Origin of the sequence: Lysinibacter cavernae, from assembly GCF_011758565.1 — a bacterium.
Classification (GTDB): Bacteria; Actinomycetota; Actinomycetes; order Actinomycetales; family Microbacteriaceae; genus Lysinibacter; species Lysinibacter cavernae.
In genome coordinates this window covers 265,836-282,771 of the sequence record NZ_JAAMOX010000001.1, presented here as the reverse complement: position 1 = coordinate 282,771, position 16,936 = coordinate 265,836, and the positions used below count along the sequence as shown (strand labels likewise).

Sequence of the window (16,936 nt, the reverse complement as noted above, 5' to 3'; positions counted from 1 at the left end):
TCGCAAACGTCAGCCAGCACAAATGAGCTGGTTGACACAAGGGTCGGGCCACGACAAAACTCCGCGACGGGGACGGTCCGAAGAAACTAGGACCCGTCGCGGCCGCTAAGGAGAAGGAGCCGTGAGGACTGCATCGAATAAGAATAGCACCCGAGAGACGCACTCCTCGCTAAGGTGCGGCTAACTTCCAGGATGCTCCTGGTTTGGGGCGCAGCACAAGAAGCTCTTGCCCACTCCCCGGTTCTGTGCCATGATCTTCGCAAGAGAGTAGGACATGTTATGTCCTACTAGTTTTATTCAGCATTTACGCCTGACAGGACCAAGCGATGACAACGCGCACACCCGCCGGAAGCCCAAGCATTCTCTGGTCGCTCAACGCGCGCAGCATCCTCACCGCGATTGACGAATTGGCTCCAACGGCACGCCCTGACATCATCAAGGCCACGGGCCTCGCTAAGACCACGGTGCTGCAAACGCTCGCAGAGCTCGAACGTCGCGGCATCGTTGTTGAGGCAGGCAGAGACACCGCTCGTCGAGGGCCCGCGGCTATGCTCTACCGAATCGCGCCGTCACGGGCCTACGCCCTCGGTGTGGATATCGGGCACCGCACAACACGCGTGGCGCTTATCAACCTGGCGGGCGGCATCCTGAGCCAAGCCGAATCGCCCTCGGGAACCATCGACGAACGTGACACGGCCGCGGTGGTCGCACGCCTTCGCGACACGTGCCTCAAACTCGCCAACGAACGCGGGCGAGCAACCAACGCCCCTACCGTTACGGAGGCGGACGTCACACACGCCGTGATCGGCGTACCGGCGGTAGTCTCGCCCCGCACCGGCGAATTGCGGCTCTCCCCCGGGCTTCCAAACGACGGCGCCAACCTCGGCGAAACACTTCGTGATGCCCTCGGCATCCCGTTCACGTTTGAAAACGACACCAACCTTGCCGCGGTTGCGGAGTATCACCTCGGATCCCGCACAGGGGTCGAATCATTCGCATACCTCAGCGTTGGCGTTGGCATCGGCGCAGGGATCGTACTTGGTGGCGAACTCCTGCGCGGCTACAGCGGTGGAGCCGGAGAAATCGCATACCTTCCAAGAGACCACGCCGACGATGGCGCCGAGCCGGTGATTGGCGAGGTCAGCATCAACCGGGCCGCACGCGAAGCCGGCCTCGGCAATCAGCCAACACCAAAGCAGGTTTTCGCCCTCGCGAGGCAGGGAGACGAAGCCGCGCTGCAGGTCGTCCACAACACTGCTGAGCGGCTCAGCGACACCGTTGCGGCGCTCTCGCTCACGGTTGATCCCGAACTTATCGTGCTTGGCGGCGCCATCGGAGGGAACAACGCCGACCTCCTGCTCCCCGAGATCCACAAGGCACTCGGCGAGCGCGCCGTCGGAATCCTCACCACAATCGTCCCATCGGCAACCGGCGAAAACGCCGTGCTCCGAGGCGCGACGCTGCTCGCACACCGAGAAATTCGAGACAGCGCCTTCGCCGAAGCAACACGCCCATAACACCACCTGTCAGTATCACCCGTCAGCAAAGGACCAATGATGGTAGAACAGCAATCCGCGCCGAGCCGCCTCAATGAGCGGCTCGGATACGCACCACACGACCGCATCCTTATCGTCAATGCCGACGACTTTGGGATGAGCCTCGCCGCCAACCGCGGTATCCACCGTCTGCTCAACGAGGGAGCTATTGGCTCAGCAACACTCATGACACCCTGTTCCTGGGCTCCGCAGGCTGCTCAGATTGCTGCGGCGCAGCCAGAACTCAACATCGGCGTGCACTTGGTCTTCACGAGCGAGTGGAACGGCTATCGCTGGCGTCCGATCGCTTCCGCGAGCGCGGGCGTTCCCGATTCAACCGCAAGCCTCGTGGATGCCCTTGGCTACTTCCCAGCCGATTGCGCAACGTTTGAGCAGCAGGCAGACCCCGACGAAGTACGGAAGCAGATCGAGGCGCAGATCCAGCACGCCATGGCCCTCGGCGTTGACCCGAGTCACGTTGATAATCACATGGGGAGCCTCTACGGGCTCGAAACGGGAAGGGACTTCCTCGAGATTGCGATTGAGGCCTGTGCACACCATCGGCTTCCGTTCCGTCTCCCGAGGGTCGCCGATCTTTACGGCATCGCGCTTCCGGAGGCGATCCGTCCGCTTGCCGATCAGCTCGTGGCCGCTCGCGCTGCCTACGCTGACCAACTCGGGGTTGTCATTCCCGACTATACGTGGACGCTTCCGTTCTCTCTTGAGGAGGGCGAGACACGTGAGTCGGTGCGACAAGACATGCTCACGATGTTGACCTCGATCAACTCAGGGGTGACCGAGGTTTACATCCATCCCTTCGAGATGAGCGACGAGTTGCGGGCGATGAGTCCAAACTGCGAAAAACGCGCGATTGAGCTGGAGCTGTTCAGCGATCCTTCGTTCCACGCAGAACTCGCCGCGGCCGGCATTCACACTGCAACCTGGCGCGATCTTCGTGACGTCATGCGTAGAGACGTTGGGGTTCCTTCCGGTGGTCGTCAGTCAGATACGGCGGCAGGCGCATGAGCAACATCGATGTCACCAACGCCGGTCCCTCTCCGGCAGGCGAGGTCGCGGTAGCCCCGCTCAAACGCCGCACAATGGCCGGCTTCGGGGCAGGAAATCTCTCGGTCAACATCATGGCGCAGACCTTCGCGACGCTCGCGGTGTTCTTCTACGTTGACGAGTTGAAAGCCGACCCGGCCATGATTGCGCTTGCCATGGGCATCCACGGGGTGTTCAACGCCGTACTCAACCCCATTTTTGGGCACCTCTCCGACCGCACCCGCAGCAAATGGGGTCGCCGACTCCCATACATCATGTTTGGCACGGTCCCCCTTGCGGCTGCCTTCACCATGATCTGGATTCCGCTCGCCAACACACCAACCGGTCTGTTCTGGTACTTCCTCGCGGTTGTACTCGTCTACGACGTACTCTTTGTGCTTGTCGTTCTCAACTACGGCGCGGTTTTCCCCGAAATGTTCATCACAACGGCTGAGCGCGCGAGCGGTTCGGCTTGGCGACAGATGTTCGCCATTGTTGGGATGATTCTTGGCGTTGGCCTTGCCCCTGTCCTGTACGGGCTGCTCGGCTGGGCGGGTATGGGCATCGCGCTTGGCATTGTGGCCGTTGCCTGCATGGCGATCGCCGCAACATCGACGGTTGAACGCCGCCCGGCATCCACCGTCGAGTTTTCGTTTGTGCAGGCCCTCGGGCACACGCTCAAGAATCGAGCGTTTGTCAGCTACGTCATCGGAAGTTTCATGCTGCAGCTCAGCCTCGTGCTCCTGCAGGCGAGTGTGCCGTTCTATACCAAGTATGTGCTCGGCGACCCAGACCCCACACTCATCTCAATCGTTATGGCGACGATCTTCCTCGTTGCTATCCCCATGGTGTATGCCTGGGGCATCGTCATCCGGAGGTTTGGGGCGAAGCTTGCGATCCTCGCCACGATCGTTGTCTACGCCGTCGGGCTGATTCCGTTCCTGTTTGCCAACGGCATCGCGCTTGTGCTCATCACGGCGGCTGTTGTTGGTATCGCGGTCGCAGGAATGTTGGTCTTGCTCGACATCCTGTTGGCCGAAGTGATCGACCTCGATGCCGAACGCAACGGGGTTCGACGAGAGGGCATGTTTCTCGGAGTCAACGGTTTTATTGTGCGCTGGTCAGTAACCGTGCAGGCAGCCGTAATCGGCGGCGTCCTTGCAATGTCGGGGTATGACGCTAACCTCAGCGTGCAACCAGAATCCGTTGCGCTCGGCGTGCGGCTCATGATTGCCGGCATCCCTCTCGGCATCCTTGTGCTCGCCTTTATCGCCTACCTGTTTTACCCCATCGCGGACCGCCCCCAACCCGTCACCGAGGAGACCTTATGAAAATCGCAGTTGTTGGAGGAGGCTCCACCTACACCCCAGAACTCATCGACGGGTTCGCCCGCCTGAGTCGGGTGCTCGGCCTCGCCGAGCTCACACTCATCGATCCTGCGGAGGACCGGCTCAATCTTGTCGGGCCCCTCGGCCAGCGGATGTTCGCGCGCGAGCAACATCCGGGCGCCGTTACCTGGACCACAAGCCTCGAGGCCGGGCTTGCCGATGCAGATATTGTGCTCATCCAGCTGCGAGTTGGCGGCCAGACGGCACGGCTGAGCGACGAGACATTTCCGCTCGAATGCGGCTGCGTTGGCCAAGAAACAACGGGTGCCGGCGGGCTCGCCAAGGCGCTGAGAACGGTTCCAAAAGTGCTTGAGATTGCCGAGGCGGTCCGGCGCTTCGCCAAACCAAACGCGTGGATCGTAGACTTCACCAATCCTGTCGGCATCGTCACGCGCGCCCTGCTTGATGCTGGGCACCGCGCGGTTGGGCTGTGCAACGTTGCCATCGGGTTCCAGCGCACCTTTGCGAAGGCCCTCAAGGTGGAGCCGTCCCGGCTCACCATCGACCATGTTGGGCTCAACCACCTCACCTGGGAGCGCTCGGTCCTTCTCGACGGCGTAGAAATGTTGCCAGAGTTGCTTGCAAATCACGCGGCCGAACTCGAGGAGCACACGCACCAATCGATCGGTCAGCTGCGTCGCCTCGGCAGCATCCCCTCGTACTATCTGCAATTCTTCTACCGCCACGACCAGGTCGTGCGAGAGGCGGCAACAACGCAGCCACGCGCCGCCTTCGTCGCGCAGGTTGAGCGCGAACTGCTTGAGCTCTACGCAGACCCAAAGCTCAACACCAAACCAGAACAGCTTGCCTCTCGGGGCGGGGCCTTCTATTCCGAGGCCGCGGTTGATCTGATCACCTCGTTGCATACCAATCGCGGCGACCGACAGGTGGTTAATATGCGTAACGGTTCGACCTTTGCGCAGTTGTCGCCGGATGCGGTCGTTGAGATCCCAGCCAGAATCACCGCAGACGGGCCGATCGCCGAGCCCCTCGCTGTCCTTGCTCCGCTCGAAGCCGGCCTCATCTCACACGTCTCCGCGTACGAGCAGCTTGCGGTCGAAGCGGCCCTGCACGGTGGGCGCGATCGCGTGTTCCGAGCGCTGCTCGCGCATCCCCTCGTTGGTCAGTACGAGCAGGCCGACACCCTCACCGACGCCATCCTTCGCGAGAATAAGGCCCATCTGGCATGGGCGTAACCGTTCCGTCTCCCAGTGTTCTCCCCGTTGTTCTCGGGGTAGACGCCGGAGGCACCAAAACAGACGTCGCTATCTGTGATCTCAAGGGCAACGTGCTCGCGAACACGCGCGGCAGGTCGAGGTTGCCACAGTACGTTGGCCCTGCCGAGGCCGTGGCAAATCTTCTTGGCTATCTTGAACCGCTCGTGGCCGCCCTCAACGCACGATTTGATCACGGCGTCCAAATGACCCACGCGACACTCTCAATGTCAGGCGCCGATCTGCCAGAAGAAATCGATGCCATCACGACCGAAGCGCGGCGACAGCTGGCTCCTGCCGGTCTCATATCCGACGACCTTGTGGTCGAAAATGACATGTTCGCGCTTCTCAGGGCAGGCACCTCTGCCGCTGATGCACTCGTTGTTGGCTGCGGCACAGGGATGAACTGCGTTGGCCATCGAGCCAACGGCAGCACTGCGCGTTTCTCATCACTCGGATACCTGAGCGGCGACTGGGGCGGCGGAAGCGACCTGTCACGGGCCGCGTTCTGGCACGCCTGCAGGGGCGAGGATGGCAGGGGCCAGTTCACCGAGTTGAGCGCTGCGATTGCCCAGTTTGCCGGCACGGCTACCGCGGTTGAGGCGGCGCATCGCCTCCACCTCGGCCAGCTCGGGCAAGACCTATATGACGGGTTTGCGCCAACCATTTTTGAGATTGCCGAACGCAGCGGTGATCCGGTCGCAACGCGCTTGGTTCGCAGCCAAGCCGACGAAATCATTGCCTACGTTCGTGCCGCCATGCAACAGCTGGGATGGCCAGCAGACAGGCCGTCCTTGGCCGAGGGTCCAACCGAGATTCTGCTCGGAGGCTCAGTGATCGTCGCGCGGCATCCGCTGCTCATCGACCAGGTCATCCCCGCCATCGAGCAGCTCGCGCCGTCGGCCGCAATCACGTTTGTGACGGCAAAGCCTGTGCTCGGCTCCGTCCTCAGCAGTCTCGACCGGGCGCACGGCGGCACCACGCCAGACCAGATTGAGCAACAGGTCAGAGAGGACCTCAACAGTGTCAACCACCACTGACAACCCCGCAGCAGCGAGGGTCACTTCCCCGCCTTTTCCTGGCGTCGCCGTCGCTGCCGCAATGCTCCTCCTTCTTGCCGGGTTCCAGACACTGAGGGCATTTCTGCCCTCGGTCATTTGGTATCTCGGCGATTCGCTCTCCGTCCCGCTCTTGGTCCTCACTGCGCTTGCGGTCTTTGCGTCCGGCCTCCTTGTACCGCTCCTGCGGCGCTTCACCTCGGCGCTAACACTGTTTTCTCTCGCCGGGTTCGTTCTCATCGGGGCGCGGGTGGTGCTGCAATTCAGCGGGTCGGCACCAATCGATCTGGTGGCCAGCAGCCTCGGTGTCGCCTCGCTCATGGTCATACTCACGACGCTCGTGAACGGGTTACCGTTGCAGAAAGCCGATAATGGCAGCGATAGCCGCGGCCGCGTGTCGCTCGTTGCGCTGTCACTCGGACTCGCGCTTCTTGCCGATACTGCCATCCGTATCGGCCTCGGGAACTACGATCTTGTCTGGCATCGAGACCCAGGCTCGACGGTCATCGTGGTTGTGGTCGCGCTGGCAGCGCTGACCCTCGTGACTCATAACTGGACCAGTGTCCACAAGATCCTGCCAGCCCTCAACGAGGCCAAGGTACCGGGAGCGCGGTCAAGTCTGATCGCAGAGAGCGCGCCAACATCGGCCTACGGCGCGGCATCCATCGGACTCACCCTCATGGCCGTTCTGACGGCAGCGGCAAACCAACAGGCAATCGGGGTAGCCGCCAATCCGGCTTCCGCTGCAATCGAAGGCTCGGCAATCGAGATTCCATGGCTCAGCGGCCTCGTCGCGGTGCTCGGTCCCGCCGTCGGCCTCGGACTCGGGCTCTGGGGCACAACGCGAGGGCGGCGGCCAGCGCGATGGTTCTCCATCGTGTCGGGTGGCGTCGCGATTCTCATGTCCGGCGCTCTTCTTGCCGGGTTCAGCCTCTGGGGAGCGGCACTGCCCGTTCTTGGCGCCTCGCTCGTGTGTGCCATCATTCTCGCGTTGCGTCCTGTGCCCCGCACCAACTCGCTTCACGCCACCTGGCCACGAAGCGTCGCGGTTTTCCTTGGATTCGTCGGGTATCTTGCGCTGTCACTCGCCGCGCTCTACGACGTGACCGAGGCAGTTCCCGTCGCCGGCCTCGTCGCAGGAGTCTGCGCGATTGTTGCGGCGCTACGCCTCGGGGAGGTGCCCGTCGGGCTCGCCTCGGGGTCAGGGCCGAACGCCCTCCGAGATGAGGCTGGAAGGTTTGGACTCACCGGCCGCGTCGTGGTCGCATCGATAACGCTCGTCGCGGTTGCGGTCACGTGTGTCGGAGCCATTGCATACGCCCCGCCTTCGCTACCGCCCGCGAGAGACCATTCCTCGTCCACGACAACGCATACTTCTTCTGAGCCAGCCCAGATCACCGTCATGACGCTCAATCTCCACCAGGGGCTCGACGCTAACACCCATGTTAATCTCGGAGGCCTCGTCGACCTGGTGCGAACCCAAGATCCAGACATACTTGCCGTGCAGGAGGTCAATAGGGGCCGAGCAAATAACGGGTACAACGATGTGCTGGCCGTGTTGGCGGCAGAACTGGACCTACCATTTCTGTACGGCACCAACTCCCCCGATGGGCTCTACGGCAATGCACTGCTGTCACGCCTGCCGGTCACAGACTGGGAATATCACCACTTCGATGCCTCAAGCGGCGAACGCCGAGGGATGCTCGAAGCAACGCTCTCCGTCGCTGGGACCGCCGAGGGGCCGTCAACCGACCTCACGGTCTTGGTAACCCACCTCGACCATGTCTCTGGCGACGATAACGTCAGAGGGGCGCAGCTCGACGAACTCAACGCGATCTGGGACGGTCGCGCTCCCGCCATCTTGTTGGGCGATTTTAATACCACTCCCGAGTCCCCTGAACTCGCTGCCCTCGGCGAACGCGGCTGGACAGACGCCCTTGCCCAATATGGCGACCCAACCGCGACTACCTTCTGGGGAGCTCCCGGCGGCTCCGAGCCAGAATCCCGCTTAGATTATGTCTTCGTCACACCAGGAATCACGGTAGAACGGGTGGCCTCGGTAGACAGCAAGGCGAGCGACCACAAACCGATCGTGGCGCGCGTCTCGGTGCGGTAGCATCCCTCGATTTGGTTCAAACGGACGGTAATGTGTGGGCTCAGTGTCGCATTGGCGCTATGATCTCCGGCCGGCGGCAACACGTGCCCTGCGGATGCGCCCGGCCGTGCCGATTTGGTCTTGCCAGAGTCCGCGAGCACGAACGCGCAGCACACGGCAGCTTGTCTTGGTGAGTTGTTCGAGTCATTGCGCGTCGCGCTCATACTGCCGAGTTGGTGTCCGGTGCTGATCGCCGTCATATTCCACGATGACATCGAATTCTGGAAAGTACATGTCCACGCTGGCTACCCATCTTCCTCGTTGGTCGACGATGTTGACGTTCAGCTCGGGCTCCGGCAGTCGCTGGGTAGACAAAATCCGACACAAAACGCTTGGTTGGTGTCGGATTCTGCCTACCGGATGCGTGGCTGAGGGGGCCTGGCGTGCCGCGCGCCGAAGCCCGGCCCCGCCGTCCCTACTCGCTGCCGAGGTGCAGGTGCTCCCCGCCCTTTTTGCTGTCGCGGCTCACCTTGATGAGGCTCGCGATCGTAGCAATGGCCATTGCCGCGATGATGACGCCAAGAGACGTCCAAGTGCTGATCTCGGGGGCCCACTCGATGGGCTCTCCGCCGTTGACAAATGGCAGTTCGTTGACGTGCATGGCGTGCAGCACGAGCTTCACACCGATGAAGCCAAGGATGGCCGCGATGCCGTACTTGAGGTAGATGAGGCGGTCGAGCAGTCCACCAAGTAGGAAGTACAGCTGGCGAAGGCCCATCAGGGCAAAGACGTTTGCAGTGAACACGATGAAGGCGCTCTGCGTGATTCCGAAGATGGCTGGAATCGAGTCAATAGCGAACAGCAAGTCCGTTGTGCCAATCGCGATGAACACGATGAGCATCGGCGTCCAGTACTTCTTGCCGTCGATCACCGTGCGGAACTTGGTGCCGTGGAATTCGTCGGTGAGGTTGATGCGCTTGCGCAGGCCCCGAACCATGAAGTTCTCTTTGCCTTCGTCTTCGTGGTTCTCAGGCATAACCTGCTTCCACGCGGTGTACACAAGGAACGCGCCAAAGATGTAGAAGATCGCGCTGAAGTTTTCGATGATCTGCACGCCAACAATGATGAAGATTCCGCGCAGCACGAGGGCAAGGATGATGCCGATCATGAGCACTTCTTGCTGGAACTTCTTCGGAACGGCGAAGCGGCTCATGATGATGACAAACACAAAAAGGTTGTCGATGCTCAGGCTGTATTCCGTGAGCCAGCCAGCGAGGAACTCGGCGCCGTGCTGGGCATCCCCGATCCAGAACATGAGGCCGGCAAAGATGAGCGCGAGCGCCACGTAGAAGCCGACCCAGAGGCTTGCCTCGCGCATCGACGGGATGTGCGGGCGCTTCGCCACGAGGGCGAGGTCAACGACCAAGATAATGACGAGAACCACCATCGAGATGATTTCAAACGCCAGGGGTAACGCAGTGTTCACAGAAGTTTCCTATTCGATACGGTAGGGCGCCCCAGAGGGTACGCAGACACATCGAAAGTCTCTCCCCAACAGATGAACTGCTGCTCCGCATCCGGACCCACGTCTTGGTTGTGGGCCGTATTGACGACTGCGGTGAACCGGGATACTCCCCTTCGCTTGAAGAATGCTACCACCATTTCATGGCCAAACGAGTACGGGGCGCCCCACCGAAGTGGAGCGCCCCGTACCTGCTATGAATCGTTGGTTATTTGCTTGCCTCAAGCGCACGCTTGAGCGCGTCCGTGAGGCGGGCATCAGCTTCACCAAAAGCGGTCCAGTCGCCCTTTGCGCGAGCTGCATCACGGTCAGTGATGGCCTGCTGCATGTCCTTCAGCGCGGTGTCGAGCGCGCTGTCGCCTGACGAGCCGGAGTCGGACGGGGTCGTTGGTGCCGGTGTCGCACCGTCGGTTGGGGTGTCCGTCGGGGTTTCGGTCGGTGTTTCAGTGTCACCGTTTCCGGGAACATCCGTGTCACCGGCACTCGCACCGGAGTCTCCGCCAAACAGCTTGTCGAGCGCCTGGTCGAGGGTGTCCTCAAACGCGATCTTGTCGCCGAAGGCAACAAGTACCTTCTGCAGCACCGGGTAGCTTGTCTCGGCCTGTGACTTCACGTATACGGGCTGCACGTAGAGCAGACCGCCACCAACAGGCAGGGTAAGCAGGTTTCCGTTGATCACGGTGGTCTGGCCACCGTTGCTCAGGATGTTAAGCACCTGGGAGACCTGGTTGTCGGTTGTGAAGTTGTTCTGCACCTGTCCAGGACCGGGGATCGTATCGCCCTTCGGCAGGGTCAGGAGCTTCAACGTTCCGTAGCTGTCGGCAACCTTGCCCTTTTCGGAGCCGGCATTCGAGTCAGCGGTCAAGTAACCGGTGAGCACGTTACGCGTGGTGCTTCCTGTTGCCAGCGGGATATACGTCGAGTAGATCGAGTACGTCGGGTCGGCATCCTTACCTGGCGACAGCGTGAGGTAGTACGGCGGCTGCAGTACGTCTTCGCTGCTCTTCGAAACTGGGTCGTTCGGCGTGCGCCAGGCATCCTCTTGCGAGTAGAAGGCGCCCGCGTCGGTCACGTGGTACTCACCAAGCACCGCGCGCTGCACCTTGAAGAGGTCGGCAGGGTAACGAACGTGCGCAAGCAGGTCGGCACTCATCTCGGAAACAGGCTTGATGCTGTCGGGGAAGACCTTCATCCAGGTCTGGAGGATCGGGTCTTCTTTATCCCACTGGTACAGGGTTACTGAACCGTCGTAGGCATCAACCGTTGCCTTGACCGAGTTGCGGATGTAGTTGATGTCGTCGAAGGCAAGGGCACGCCGTGACGTGTCGCTGTCAGCGATGAGGTCGCTCAGTCCCTCGATCTTTGAGTAGGGGTAGTTCGCCGAGGTGGTGTAGCCGTCAACGATCCAGACCAGTTTTCCGTCAACAACCGACGAGTACGGGTCGGAATCGAGCGTGAGGTACGGTGCAGCTTTCTGTACACGGGTGAGCGGGTCGCGGTCGTAGAGAATCTGCGAGTCGTCGGTCACTGCCTCTGAGAGCACAATCTGCTCTGACTGGAACTTCAGTGCGTACACAAGACGCTTGAAGAAGTTATCAAGCTTTGGCCCGCCGTCACCGTCGAAGGTGGTACGGGTCTGGCTCTCGCCGTCTTCGCCGGCTGGGTAGTCCATCTCGATGTCTTTATCGCCCGAACCGCCAACGATGGAGTACGACGGTGAGTTTTCACCGAAGTACACGCGGGGCTGGAATTCGCCAAGCTTTCCACTGGTCGGGATGCCCGACTCCATGAAGACCGGCAGGCCGTCTGCCGAACGTTGGTTACCGTAGGCGGCAACAAGGCCGTAGCCGTGGGTGTAGACGAGCGTCTGGTTGTACCAACCCTCTTGGTTTGCCACGTTGACTTCACGCACACCAACGACGGCGTCCTGGACGGCTCCGTCGATTTCGTAGCGGTCAACGTCGAGGCGATCTGAGAACTGGTAGTAGGGCTTGATCTGCTCAAGCTGACGAACCGTTGGCGAAACCACTGATGGGTCAATGATGCGGATGTTTGCGGTTGTCACGGCATCGTTGCGCAGGGCGCCAGGCTCGGCCGTGGTGATGGCATCGTAGGGCTCAACCTCAACGTTTGCGAGGCCGTAGGCATCGCGAGTGCTGTCGATGTTGCGCTGGATGTACGGTTCCTCAAGCGACTTCTCGCTTGGCTGCACCTGGAATCGCTGAACGATCCACGGGTAGAGGTTGCCGATGACGAGGCTGCTCACAATGAGGAGCGCCGTTCCAACGATGGGGAGGCGCCAGCGACCGTTGACGGCCGTCACGATGAAGAGGATGGCGACAAGCACAGCGATGCCGGCCATGATGGCCTTGCTCGGAATCGTTGCATGCACTTCTGTGTAGCCGGCACCGGTGATGAGTCCGCTGCTGCCGGTCAGGGTCGCGAACTGGTCGAGCCAGAAGCTCACACCCTGGAGCAGGAGGTAGATAGCGGCAAGAACAGCTACCTGGATGCGCGCGCTCTTTGATACGCGGAAGTCTCGACCCGTGAGCGAGATGCCGCCGTACAGGTATGAAGTCGCAACAGAAACGATCAGGCAGATGAGGATAACGGCCGATGCGAAGGCAACAACGCCCCGGTAGAACGGCAGCTCAAAAATGTAAAACGAAACGTCGAGGCCAAATTGGGGGTCCGTTGTTCCCATCGGGGTGCGGTTGATCCAGGTAAGCACGGTTTCCCAGCGCGTTGCCGAGGACAGGCCGGCGAAGATACCAAAGACGATTGGGATACCAAACGAGGCAAGCTTGCGAAGCGGCTCAATAACCTCTTGGTATCTGTCAAGCTGGGCGTTGAGCTTTGCGTAGACGGGGCGCTTGCGGTAGCTCAGCTCAATGGCGAGGTACACCGGGATCGCCATGGCGAAGAAGCCAACGAGGAAGAGCCCAATTGAGGCTACCCACTGGGTCGCCATCACGTTGAAGAAGCCAAGCTGTTGGAACCACAGCACGTCGGCGAACACACCGGATAGGGCAAGGAACGCCACGATGAGCACACCCACTATGACGGCGGTAAGCGCAAGCGGTGAACGTCGCTTACGGGTGGTCTCGGGGCGGCTAGCGTCGGCAGTAGTCAACTGAGGCCTCTTCATTGGTAGTAGCGGTCAGGCAACCACTCTACCTGCTTTCGCCTGAGCGTCAGCCGACTGGGCAGCGGTCGAAGGTGCCCATATCGGACTTGCTGCTTACGGCATCCAGGATGGCAAGCGAATCGTTAAGGGTCTCAACGGGGAACACCTCAATGCCCTTCGGTAGTCCGGTTCCAAGATCAGGACAGTTGCCTGCTGGAAGCAAAAACACCGTGGATCCGGCAGATGCGGCTGCAAATACCTTCTGGCGGGCTCCCCCAATGGCACCAACGGTTCCATCAGCGGAGATCGTTCCTGTGCCCGAGATATTCTCGCCGCCGGCCAGATCTCCCTCGGTCATCTTGTCGGTAATGCCGAGAGCGAACATCATGCCAGCGCTTGGTCCGCCAACCCGGTCAAGCTGAATAGTGACGTCAATTGGGAACTCGTACTGCGTCATAAGGCCAATGCCAATGACCACCGCAGTCTGTCCGGTATTCGACGAAATTTCGACGGGTGTAAGCGAAACGGATTTGGCTTCACCGTCGCGTTCAATCGTCAGTTCAACCGGATTTTCGGTGCCGTTGCTGTCGATGATTGAACGGAGCTGGTCGGCATCCGTCACCGGAGTTCCGTTCGCGCTCGTGATGATGTCGCCGACCTCAAGCACGTCCTTTGCCGGCATCTTGTCGGCAATCGAGCCAACCGTCAGGTGTGAGATGAAATCAATTTTTTGGGCGGTCAGGGATGCTGCAATAGCGGTCTGCTGCGAGTCCTCCATGAGCACTTGGTTTTCTTCGTTCCGCTGTTTGGTGGTGACGTTTGGCGGAAATACGGCCTCAATCGGCACAACGGTTTTTGCGGGGTCAAACCAGGCGAGGCCGATGGATAACCAACTTGCCGATTGGTCAGGGTTTCCGATCATCGAGACTGTCAGCAGGTTAAGCTCACCCGTGGTTTTGTGGGTCGGCGCCCCCTCGATCTTGATCATGGGCTCTTGCTTCTCGTCGATGGTTACCGTGCCGAGCGTGTTGTACACGGGGCCAGGCTGCTCAATGACGTAGGGAGACGGCAGCAGGGCAAGCGTGCCGATCGAGAGCGCGGCGACCACCAGAGCGGCAGTTGCGACGCGGCGGCGCTTCCGTTGCCTGATGGCCTCAGGAGTGAGGGGCACGGATGGCACAACGGGCGTCCCGTGTTCCCCAAATTCACCGGGGTTATTGTTGATCATCGCCGCGTTCCTTCCGTGGTTGCAAGGGCCTGTTCGCCGCAAGCACAACCGTAACCGGCCCAGCCTAGAACATTTTCAGCTTCAACCGGGCACACTCGCGTTAACGTAGGTTGTGTGGCTGTGAGCATCCTGATCTGACACCTCAGATCTCACACAACACGGCCAATCGAACACCACCAACGCAAGCGAGGTTGCACCATGGCTGACAACGACCCAACCGGCGACAACGACCAGACGCCCGACGACGAGTTCCAGCGCATCCTTCGCGACCTGCTCGCAGGCAAGCCGGTCGAAGGCTTGCCAGATGGAATCGCAATTGATCCTGCCCAGTTTGCCAACGCCGCTGGCCTTCCGAACGACCCTGCCGCAATCGCTGCCCTGTTTTCGAACATCCAACAGGCAATGAATGCGCAGGGTGACGGCATTGACTGGTCTCTCTCGATCAACAATGCAAAAGCAATCGCCCAGCCGAAGACCCTTGAAGTGACGGATGCCGAACGCACCGCATTTGATCAGGAGCTCGCCGTCGCCGCCCTGTGGCTTAGCGAAGCTACCGACATCACCGAGTTGGCAGAGACGCCGCGTCTGCTCACACGAACGGAGTGGATCACCCGCACCATGCCGACCTGGAGCCAACTCGCTGAGCCGGTCGCGCTCAGCATCTCAAACGCGCTGACGTCTGCGATGCAGGAAAACGCCCCAGAAGAGATGCGTGCCGCGCTTGGCGGCGCGAGCAAGCTCATCCGCAACATCGGTGGGGCTCTCTTCGCCACGCAACTCGGCCAGGTTGTTGGGCAGCTTTCGCAAGAGGTCGTGTCCGGTGGTGACATCGGGATCCCACTCGTTGAACACGATATCGCGACTCTGCTCCCACAAAACGTTGCCGAGTTTGGCGACGGGCTCGACATCCCAATCGACCAGGTGCGCCTGTACCTCGCGGTTCGTGAGCTGGCGCACGCGAGGTTGTTCCGTCACGCGAAGTGGCTCCGGCTGCACCTCATTAGCGCAATCACCGAGTATGCGCGTGGCATCCACATCGACATGTCACGCCTCGAGGAATTTGCGAGCGAGTTCGATCCGTCAAACGCGGAGGAGCTGCGTCAGGCGCTCACCACGGGTGCGTTCATCCCGGCAAAAACGGACGCCCAACTCTCCGCCCACGCCCGCCTCGAAAGCATGCTCGCCCTCATCGAAGGGTGGGTAGACGTTGTCACCGCCGATGCGACCCGCCGCTTGCCAAAGGCTGACGCAATCGCTGAGACCGTTCGCCGCAGAAGGGCAACGGGCGGGCCGGCCGAATCCGCGTTCTCGACCCTCGTCGGTCTTGAGCTTCGTCCCCGCCGGCTCCGTGAAGCCGCGACGATGTGGCGGAGGGTCGCCGAGGTCGGCGGTGCCGAGGCACGCGACAACCTCTGGGACCACCCAGATATCCTGCCAACAAGCGACGAAATTGATGCTCCCGAGTTGCTGCTCGCGCGTCTCGGGCTCATTGAAGGGGCTCCAACTGATGACGCCGAGTCAGAGTTCGATCAGGCGCTTGCGCAGCTCCTGTCGGATGACTCGTCAGACCGTCCCGTTGAGAATGACCGTGGTGGCATCGTTGACGACCAGAACCCGGATGCCGCAAACGGGACACCTGACGGCGGAGACGACCCCCGTCCGGTCTAGGGATCGGGTTGGACCGCTTCATCGAAGAATCGCAAGACGAGGCGCTTCGCAACGGCGGCGCAGAGCACCAGATTCAGATCTGGGGATAGCTTCTGCGCCGTTTCAGCGTTTTTTGGCATGCTCGTGCCATGACGCTACACATTGATCCAACGTACTGGCCGGTGTGGAGGGACCCGTTCACCCTCCAGTTCGGCGTTGACGAGCCACGGGCAGTGCTGACAAACGTCACCCACAACGACGAGCGGTTTGTCAGTTTACTCACTCGCGGAATGAGCGTCGGTACGCTCGAGCATTTCGCAGCAGCAGCTGGCATCGAGCCTGAGCGCGCACGTGAGCTCCTGCAGGGGCTTCGAGCGGTTCTCCTCAGCGATTCGACTCCGAGACCGCCGCAGAGCGAGCGTGCGGTGCCTCATCCGGTTGACCTTCGATGGCCAGCCGAGGCACATCAGGAGTCGGCGAGCAAGGACCTCCTCGCTTCACTCCTGTACACCGTTGGGTTCGAGAAGTTGTCGACTCGATCACGCGTTGCAGGGCCAAACACGTTTCCACTCGGGCTTGTCATCGCCGACTACGTTGCGCTGCCCCACCATTTCCAGCCGTGGCAGAGCAACGATCAACCGCACACGGCACTGGTATTTTCGGATCACTCGGTCAGATGGGGGCCTATCGTTCCGCTGCCGGCGGGCGGATGCCTGCTCTGCCCTGAGCTCCTCCATCGAGAACGAGACAGCGCATGGCCAGCAATTGCAACGCAGGCCCACAGGCTTCGTGCGCCAACTCACACGCCCGAGATCGAGGCGCTCGCCTTTGCCGGGTTAGCCGCCGACTTGGGGGCGTGGCGACGTGCCACGCACACAAAAGCGCGGCGACGCAAGGCAGGCACACACGATCACACCAGGTCGAAGCAAACCCCAACGGCGCAGCATCCGCTCGCAGGCCGTATGGCCGTGCTCAGCGCAACAACTCGACGCGTCAGCTACTACCCGGCCGTTCGATATCGCGGATGCGACTGCCAAGACACCCTGCAGACGCAGGAACAAATCCCTGAATGAATCGA

Annotated in this window: 11 protein-coding genes; 8 read left to right on the top strand and 3 right to left on the bottom strand. The window is 61.0% G+C overall.

What is annotated here, in order from left to right; all coding sequences use genetic code 11:
* The first annotated feature begins 326 nt into the window (after positions 1-326).
* The 6 genes from FHX76_RS01200 to FHX76_RS16625 are packed head-to-tail and all read left to right on the top strand — an operon-like array spanning position 327 to position 8,355.
* Positions 327-1,517: an ROK family transcriptional regulator gene (locus FHX76_RS01200; RefSeq protein WP_167146822.1), complete on the top strand. Its 1,191-nt coding sequence runs from the start codon at positions 327-329 to the stop codon at positions 1,515-1,517.
* Positions 1,518-1,553: 36 nt separating this feature from the next.
* The gene (locus tag FHX76_RS01195) at positions 1,554-2,561 is read left to right on the top strand and encodes a polysaccharide deacetylase family protein (RefSeq protein ID WP_208402400.1); all 1,008 of its coding nucleotides are present in this window, start codon (positions 1,554-1,556) and stop codon (positions 2,559-2,561) included.
* The gene (locus FHX76_RS01190) at positions 2,558-3,910 is read left to right on the top strand and encodes an MFS transporter (protein ID WP_208402399.1); all 1,353 of its coding nucleotides are present in this window, start codon (positions 2,558-2,560) and stop codon (positions 3,908-3,910) included. Before FHX76_RS01195 ends, FHX76_RS01190 begins: the two co-directional genes overlap by 4 nt.
* On the top strand, positions 3,907-5,163 hold the full coding sequence (locus FHX76_RS01185; protein ID WP_167146819.1) for a 6-phospho-beta-glucosidase: 1,257 nt from the start codon (positions 3,907-3,909) through the stop codon (positions 5,161-5,163). The genes FHX76_RS01190 and FHX76_RS01185 overlap by 4 nt, the downstream gene beginning before the upstream one ends.
* A complete protein-coding gene (locus tag FHX76_RS01180; RefSeq protein WP_167146816.1) occupies positions 5,154-6,221 on the top strand; it encodes an N-acetylglucosamine kinase in 1,068 nt (355 codons plus the stop codon). The genes FHX76_RS01185 and FHX76_RS01180 overlap by 10 nt, the downstream gene beginning before the upstream one ends.
* Positions 6,205-8,355, top strand: a complete 2,151-nt coding sequence (locus FHX76_RS16625) for an endonuclease/exonuclease/phosphatase family protein (RefSeq protein WP_167146813.1) — start codon at positions 6,205-6,207, stop codon at positions 8,353-8,355. The genes FHX76_RS01180 and FHX76_RS16625 overlap by 17 nt, the downstream gene beginning before the upstream one ends.
* 454 nt (positions 8,356-8,809) lie before the next feature.
* Here FHX76_RS16625 and FHX76_RS01170 read toward each other — a convergent pair whose 3' ends face one another.
* The 3 genes from FHX76_RS01170 to FHX76_RS01160 all read right to left on the bottom strand — a co-directional run bounded on the left by FHX76_RS01170 (position 8,810) and on the right by FHX76_RS01160 (position 14,211).
* On the bottom strand, positions 8,810-9,820 hold the full coding sequence (locus tag FHX76_RS01170) for a TerC family protein (RefSeq protein WP_341777824.1): 1,011 nt from the start codon (positions 9,818-9,820) through the stop codon (positions 8,810-8,812).
* Positions 9,821-10,064: 244 nt separating this feature from the next.
* Entirely contained in the window at positions 10,065-13,004 is a 2,940-nt protein-coding gene (locus tag FHX76_RS01165; protein WP_167146810.1) for a UPF0182 family membrane protein, read from the bottom strand.
* Positions 13,005-13,050: 46 nt separating this feature from the next.
* On the bottom strand, positions 13,051-14,211 hold the full coding sequence (locus FHX76_RS01160; protein WP_167146806.1) for a YlbL family protein: 1,161 nt from the start codon (positions 14,209-14,211) through the stop codon (positions 13,051-13,053).
* 198 nt (positions 14,212-14,409) lie between these two features.
* On the opposite strand from FHX76_RS01160, the gene FHX76_RS01155 reads away from it, so the two are divergent.
* Positions 14,410-15,879, top strand: coding sequence for a zinc-dependent metalloprotease (locus tag FHX76_RS01155; protein WP_167146803.1), 1,470 nt, complete (start codon positions 14,410-14,412; stop codon positions 15,877-15,879).
* Positions 15,880-16,007: 128 nt separating this feature from the next.
* The gene (locus FHX76_RS01150) at positions 16,008-16,931 is read left to right on the top strand and encodes a hypothetical protein (protein ID WP_167146800.1); all 924 of its coding nucleotides are present in this window, start codon (positions 16,008-16,010) and stop codon (positions 16,929-16,931) included.
* Positions 16,932-16,936: the final 5 nt, after the last annotated feature.

Bases quoted from the DNA above. Each gene is read 5' to 3' on its own strand.
- FHX76_RS01185 (WP_167146819.1), top strand. From the start codon at position 3,907: ATGAAAATCGCAGTTGTTGGAGGAGGCTCCACCTACACCCCAGAACTC.
- FHX76_RS01155 (WP_167146803.1), top strand. From the start codon at position 14,410: ATGGCTGACAACGACCCAACCGGCGACAACGACCAGACGCCCGACGAC.
- FHX76_RS01150 (WP_167146800.1), top strand. From the start codon at position 16,008: ATGACGCTACACATTGATCCAACGTACTGGCCGGTGTGGAGGGACCCG.
- FHX76_RS01180 (WP_167146816.1), top strand. From the start codon at position 5,154: ATGGGCGTAACCGTTCCGTCTCCCAGTGTTCTCCCCGTTGTTCTCGGG.
- FHX76_RS01190 (WP_208402399.1), top strand. From the start codon at position 2,558: ATGAGCAACATCGATGTCACCAACGCCGGTCCCTCTCCGGCAGGCGAG.
- FHX76_RS01195 (WP_208402400.1), top strand. From the start codon at position 1,554: ATGATGGTAGAACAGCAATCCGCGCCGAGCCGCCTCAATGAGCGGCTC.
- FHX76_RS01165 (WP_167146810.1), bottom strand. From the start codon at position 13,004: ATGAAGAGGCCTCAGTTGACTACTGCCGACGCTAGCCGCCCCGAGACC.
- FHX76_RS01200 (WP_167146822.1), top strand. From the start codon at position 327: ATGACAACGCGCACACCCGCCGGAAGCCCAAGCATTCTCTGGTCGCTC.
- FHX76_RS01160 (WP_167146806.1), bottom strand. From the start codon at position 14,211: ATGATCAACAATAACCCCGGTGAATTTGGGGAACACGGGACGCCCGTT.